This is a genomic window from Microcystis sp. M49636_WE2 (genome assembly GCF_030065375.1).
GTDB lineage: Bacteria > Cyanobacteriota > Cyanobacteriia > Cyanobacteriales > Microcystaceae > Microcystis > Microcystis aeruginosa_C.
The window spans coordinates 1-5,373 of record NZ_JASJFG010000239.1; the positions used below are offsets into that span (position 1 = coordinate 1).

General features: G+C 41.8%; 3 protein-coding genes. 1 reads left to right on the forward strand and 2 read right to left on the reverse strand.

Annotation, left to right across the window (positions count from 1 at the left end; translation table 11 throughout):
* The coding region (gloB, locus tag PX484_RS05740) for a hydroxyacylglutathione hydrolase (RefSeq protein ID WP_288103121.1) at window positions 1–681 on the forward strand (681 nt) is incomplete at its 5' end.
* 176 nt (window positions 682–857) lie between these two features.
* Here gloB and adhE read toward each other — a convergent pair.
* Together adhE and PX484_RS05750 are read right to left on the reverse strand one after the other, a co-directional pair.
* Window positions 858–3,524 (reverse strand): bifunctional acetaldehyde-CoA/alcohol dehydrogenase, encoded by a 2,667-nt coding sequence (gene adhE / locus PX484_RS05745; protein WP_150975786.1) that lies wholly within the window; start codon window positions 3,522–3,524, stop codon window positions 858–860.
* Window positions 3,525–3,863: 339 nt separating this feature from the next.
* The coding region (locus PX484_RS05750; protein WP_288103123.1) for an Eco57I restriction-modification methylase domain-containing protein at window positions 3,864–5,373 on the reverse strand (1,510 nt) is incomplete at its 5' end.

Sequence of the window (5,373 nt, forward strand, 5' to 3'; positions counted from 1 at the left end):
GAACCTGAACCGGTTTTCAGGCGATTAGAGGCTTTACAGGTGGATTTAGTCGCTATTTTTAATACCCATCACCACGGCGACCATGTGGGGGCTAATCAGGCTTTAATTAATCGTTATCCCCATCTTTGTGTTTATGGGGGAAAGGAGGATCGCGGTCGCATTCCGGGCCAGCAGCTGTTTTTAGAGGAGGGGGATCGGGTGGAATTTGCCGGTCGCTGGGCCGAGGTTTTCTTTGTCCCCGGCCACACTCGCGGCCATATTGCCTATTATTTTCCCCCGGTTAACCCCGGAGATTACGGTGAGTTATTCTGTGGTGATACCCTGTTTTCTGGGGGTTGTGGTCGTTTATTTGAGGGAACACCGGGCCAAATGGTGGCTTCTTTAACTAAATTGCGATCGCTGCCTGACCAGACTAGGGTTTGGTGCGCTCACGAATATACGTTAAATAATTTAAAGTTTGCCTTGACAGTTGACCCTAATAATGCTGCTTTGCAACAGCGTTATCGGGAAGTGGAAAAACATCGCGCTGAAGATATTCCCACGATTCCGGCAATTTTGGGGACGGAAAAGCTGACTAATCCTTTTTTGCGTTGGGATAGTCCCGCTTTGGCCATGACCATGGATAGCAGCGAACCAGTACAAGTGTTTGCGCGGCTGCGGGGGAAAAAGGATAATTTTTAAGCAGTGGCTGAGTAGGTAGGTGTTAAAAACTCTCAAATCCCCCCTTATTAAGGGGGGTAGGGGGGATATCCCCTTATTAAGGGGGGTAGGGTGTGGGGTGTGGGGTGTGGGGTGTAGGGTTGATTCATGAATCAACCCTACTAGGGGGTAGGGGGAATCAAAGGCAAAATCTATCCCTACAAGCTCAACGGTTGCGGCTCTAACTTCAAATCGGCAAGACTGACATCACCGTGACCATTTACCGCCACCTCTAGGGGCAAATTGCCGTGATAAGCTTGGATTAACAGGGTTTTTAAGTCCTCAATCAGGGGATAACGGGGATTGGCTCCGGTACACTGATCATCGAAAGCTTGTTCGGCTAAATGGTCTAATTTGGCCATAAATTCGGCTTCAGTTTCGGGAATTACCTCTTTAATACTGGCCGGAATACCGATTTCCCGTTTTAAACATTCGATCGCTAATACCAATCTTTCCACACTTTCGGTCTCGCTTTCTCCTCCCAATCCCAAGGAATGAGCGATCCTGGCATAGCGCCACTTCACGTTAGGATATTTGTACTGAGAGAAAGTGGCCTGTTTAAAGGGGGCATCGGTGGCATTATAGAGGATGACGTGGGAAATCATCAAGGCATTGGCTAGACCGTGGGGAATGTGGAAAATTGCCCCTAATTGGTGGGCCATGGAGTGACAGATGCCTAAAAAGCCATTAGCGAAGGCCATTCCTGCCATTGTCGCCGCATAATGGACTTTTTCCCGCGCTTTCGGGTCTTTAGCTCCGTTATGATAGGAACTGGGCAAGTATTTAAACAGCAGTCGGATGGCATCTTGAGCAAGAGCATTAGTATATTCTGAGGCTAAAACCGAGACGTAGGCCTCAAGAGCGTGAGTTAAAGCGTCAATTCCGCCGTAGGCTGTCAATTTTTTCGGCATATTCAGCACTAATTCCGGATCGACGATGGCCATGCTGGGAGTTAGAGCATAATCTGCCAAAGGATACTTAATATTATTACGGCGATCGGTCACGACGGCGAAGGGAGTCACTTCCGATCCTGTTCCCGAAGTGGTGGGAATACACACCATCAGAGCTTTTTCGCCTAAAGGGGGCAATTCATAGACTCGTTTGCGGATATCCATAAAACGCATGGCCAAGCTCTCGAATTCTATCTCTGGATGCTCGTAGAGTAGCCACATGATTTTAGCCGCATCCATGGGGGAACCACCACCGATAGCGATAATTACATCGGGATTGAAGGTATTAATTACATTTAACCCCCGTTCGACGGTTTCTAGGGAAGGATCGGGTTCCACATCATAAAAGATATTAATCGTGATGCCGATTTCTTCTAAAACTTCCTCTAAAGCTGCGGTAACTCCTAGGTCAAAAAGAGGTTTATCGGTGACAATAAAGGCCCGTTTTTTGCCGGCTAATTCCCGAATAGCGACGGGTAATGCTCCGTATTTAAAATATACTTTTGGTGGTACTCGGAACCAAAGCATATTTTCCCGGCGCTCGGCTACGGTTTTAATATTTAATAGGTGGGTAGGTTCGACGTTTTCGCTGATGGAATTACCGCCCCAAGTGCCACAACCGAGGGTTAAACTAGGATCGAGACGGAAGTTATAGATATCACCAATCGCACCCTGGGAGGAAGGGGTATTAATTAATACCCGGGCCGTTTGTACGTTGTCTTGAAAGTGCTTAATATGTTCCCGATTGGAGGGTGCGGTATAAAGCACGGCCGTATGACCTCGACCGGCAAATAAGACCAGTTTTTCGGCTTTTTTGACCCCATCTTCAAAGTCTTTGGCCCGGTACATGGCTAAAATTGGCGAGAGTTTTTCGTAGGAAAATGGTTCCTCTAAGCCAATATTTTCCACTTCTCCGATTAGTAAGCGGGTATCTTCGGGAACGGAAATTCCGGCCATGGTGGCTAATTTTTCTACCGGTTGTCCGACGATATCGGGGTTGATATGACCATCTTTTAGGAGAATCCCGACGACTTTTTCCCTTTCTTCGGGGGAAAGAAGATAGGCCCCGCGAGCAATAAATTCCTGTCGAACTTCTTCATAGATGCTATCGACAACGATTACCGATTGTTCGGAGGCGCAAATCATGCCGTTATCAAAGGTTTTACTGAGAATAATCGAGGAAACGGCCATTTTTATGTGAGCAGTTTCGTCCACTAAAGCGGGGGTATTGCCGGCACCGACTCCTAGGGAAGGTCTTCCGGAAGAATAGGCCGCTTTTACCATACCGGGGCCGCCGGTAGCAAGGATTAAATTAATGCTGGGATGTTGCATTAATGCTTGGGAAAGTTCCACCGATGGCTGATCTATCCAACCAATAATACCGGCCGGTGCGCCCGCTTTGACGGCCGCTTCTAAGACTATTTTGGCCGCTGCGATGGTGCAGTCTTTGGCTCGCGGATGGGGGGAAAAAATGATGCCGTTGCGGGTTTTCAGGGCAATTAGGGCTTTAAAAATGGCTGTGGAGGTGGGATTTGTGGTGGGTACGATCCCCGCTAAAATGCCCACTGGTTCGGCGATTTTTTGCAATCCAAAGGATTTATCTTCTTCGATAATGCCGCAGGTTTTGCTGTGTTTATATTTGTTGTAGATGATTTCTGAGGCAAAATGGTTTTTAATCACTTTATCTTCTATTACTCCCATCCCTGTCTCTTGTACTGCCATTTTAGCCAAAGGAATGCGCGCGTTGTTGGCTGCTAATGCGGCTTTTTTGAAGATAAGATCTACTTGTTCTTGGTTATAGTTGGCAAATTGTTGTTGAGCTTTTTTTACCTGTTGTATCAGTTCTTCTAGCTCTTGTCTATTGGTAACTATCATAACAATTTTGTCGAAAAAATTAGGCATTTTATTCTATTATAGCGTTTTTCGCCAAGGTACTCGCTCAATCTTGGGATTTTCTTTATAGTTTCCTAAGCATTGGTATTATAGAATACTAATAATTCTAGGTAATAGGTATGGGGAAGTGGGGAGATGGGTTTTAAAGTTCGATTGGGAGTTCATCATACTATTAAAAACAGAATTTATCATCAGAACTAATGTATCAAATTTAAGTCCCCCTTTTTAAGGGGGATTTAGGGGGATCAAATTTTTTAAGGGGGATTTAGGGGGATCAAATTTTTTTTAGTCCTTTGGGATGCTTTTGGGTGCGTTGGGATGCTATTTTATTTCCCCCTCTATTATCCCGATTTCTTCCTCACTTAATCCATACAATTCATACACTATTTTGTCAATCTCTTTTTCTAACTCGCTGGTGTCAGCTTTGGGATTAGATTTTTTAGCCGTGAGAATTTGATCGACTTTAATTTCAATTTTTTTTACTAAGGTTTCAGGATGTGTTTCAATCGGTACTTCTTCTAAAATTGTTGGCTTTATTTGAGCTAAAGTACGATTAACTTCCATTGACAATAATCGATAAAAATAAGTAATGATTTTTGAGTTTAAAACTCCTAATAAAAATTTATTGGATAATCTTCCGCTACTGGACATTAAGTATAGTCCATCCGTTGGAAATATTTGATTGTTATCCAAAGCAACAATAATTTTATCTCCAGTAATCACACCAATAATTTTTTCTGGTTTTAGAAAAATTTCTTGGTTTCTGGGACGGTGCAAAGACCAAAAAGGATGTTTATTTTCTTTAACTTCTACACAAGTTATTCGCTCTTTAAAAGATTTTAAATACTCAATTATTTGCGGTATTAATTGAGGATCATCCGTTTTTTTAGTATAGATAATCTTTTTATCAATATCTGAGATCAAGTATTTATTTAAATCCCTCCCACCAGTAATAGTAGGAAAAATAAAATTTTGCTCCAGATGGAATTTATCGATATTTTTTTTATCAACAATAAAAGCTTCTTTTAAATCAGGACTGACTCCTCTTTGAATTCCATCTTGATCTATTAAGTCTCTAAGTTTAATTTTATTATATCTATTGATAATTTTGTATCCAATTAGGTTTTTAGTAGTAATGACTTGATTAGGAATTGTTTTAAAAAAAGATGTCTCTATTGGTATTAATAAATTGTGACTGAGACTATTAACACTATCATCAGAAGATTTTTGATATTCTCCCACCCAAGATATATTAGTAAATTTCGATGTCAGAAGTATAATACAACATGGTCTAGCAACATCTTCAAAAATTCTATCTCCCAGATTAAAAGCTATCTCTAATTGATGGGTTTTAAAAATTTTCTCTCGTAATTTTTCATTATCAACTTGATAGAGAATAACATCGGGGATAATTTGACAGATAAGACCATATTGCGATTTAATGGAGAATGTCAAATTAACAAAAAACATGAAAGAATCTATCATTCTCACGATAATATCGGAATTTTTCTCTTTTATTTTGGTTAGATGTTTATTATCTATTTTTGCTCCCCAAGGAGGATTGCCAATTACCACATCAAAACCGATAAAATTCCCCTTATCATCTAGGACTTCGGGGAACTCGAAGCGCCATTCAAAAGCATTATGATAAATCTTACCGCTTTCAATCTCCTCTAGTTGCGGACGTAACTTATCAATCTCATTCCTTAACTGACTAATCTTCCTTTCCCGCGCTTTCTTTTCCTTGGGTGACTCCTCAAATAACAAAATTTGATTCTCTAGACTATATAAATCCGTTTCCAAACCCCGCAAGCGCTTTTTCAGAGGATTA

What these genes read in the sequence shown, in the direction of transcription:
- adhE (WP_150975786.1), bottom strand. Translation starts at nt 3,524, where the DNA reads ATGATAGTTACCAATAGACAAGAGCTAGAAGAACTGATACAACAGGTA.